This is a genomic window from Aeromonas sp. Prich7-2 (genome assembly GCF_017939255.1).
In the GTDB taxonomy this organism is placed as follows: domain Bacteria; phylum Pseudomonadota; class Gammaproteobacteria; order Enterobacterales; family Aeromonadaceae; genus Aeromonas; species Aeromonas caviae.
Map to the genome: position 1 here is coordinate 26,496 of NZ_JAGKRI010000153.1, position 735 is coordinate 27,230.

The window sequence follows — 735 nt, forward strand, 5'->3', positions numbered from 1 at the left end:
GCCGCAGAACTCGCGCCCGTTGTCCGACAGGATGGTATAGACCCGCGCCTCATGGGCTTCGAAGAACGGCAATACCGTTTCATTGAGCACATGAACCGAGGTCACCGGCAGCTTGCTGGTGTAGAGCCGTCCCCAGGCGTGGCGGCTGTAGCAGTCCAGTACGGTTTGCAGATACACCTTGCCCACCCCCTTGAGTGCGCCGACGAAGAAGGTGTCGACCGCCACCAGTTCCCCGGTGTAGTGGACCTCAATCTGGCGTTCGCGAAACTCGGGGCTGAAGCGTTCTAACAGGCGAATCTGCTCGTCATTGAGCTCAATGGTCTGCTCCCGGTGGGTTTTCTCGAGGCGCAACAAGCGGTCGTGTTTGGAGAGCAAGTCGTGACGTTGCCACACGCCACGCACACCACCCGCACTGACATTGATGCCTTGCAGAGCCAGTTCTTGGGCGACCCGCAGCGGGCCATGAGTTGGTCTGGTGAGGGAGTAATCGAGGATGGCCTGTTCAATCTCAGGAGCGACCCGATTGGGATGAGCCCCTTTACACCCGGGCAATTTGTCGAGCAATCCCTCGGCGCCATAGGTCTGGTAGTTACGGCGAATTTCGTAGAACTGCTGACGGCTGTAGCCGATGAGCTTGCAGGCTTTGCTGACATTATTGAGCTCTTTGGCGAGCTCTAGCAGGCTGAGTTTGCGACGTGCTACTTTCTCGTTGGTGGTCATACGGTGACTCCGGAT

1 protein-coding gene is annotated in these 735 nt (G+C 58.1%); it reads right to left on the minus strand.

The features are described 5' to 3' along the window. Positions 1-720: IS481-like element ISAs19 family transposase (locus J9892_RS19040; RefSeq protein ID WP_128345790.1), on the minus strand; the 720-nt coding region annotated here is incomplete at its 3' end. Between the last annotated feature and the right edge of the window lie 15 nt (positions 721-735).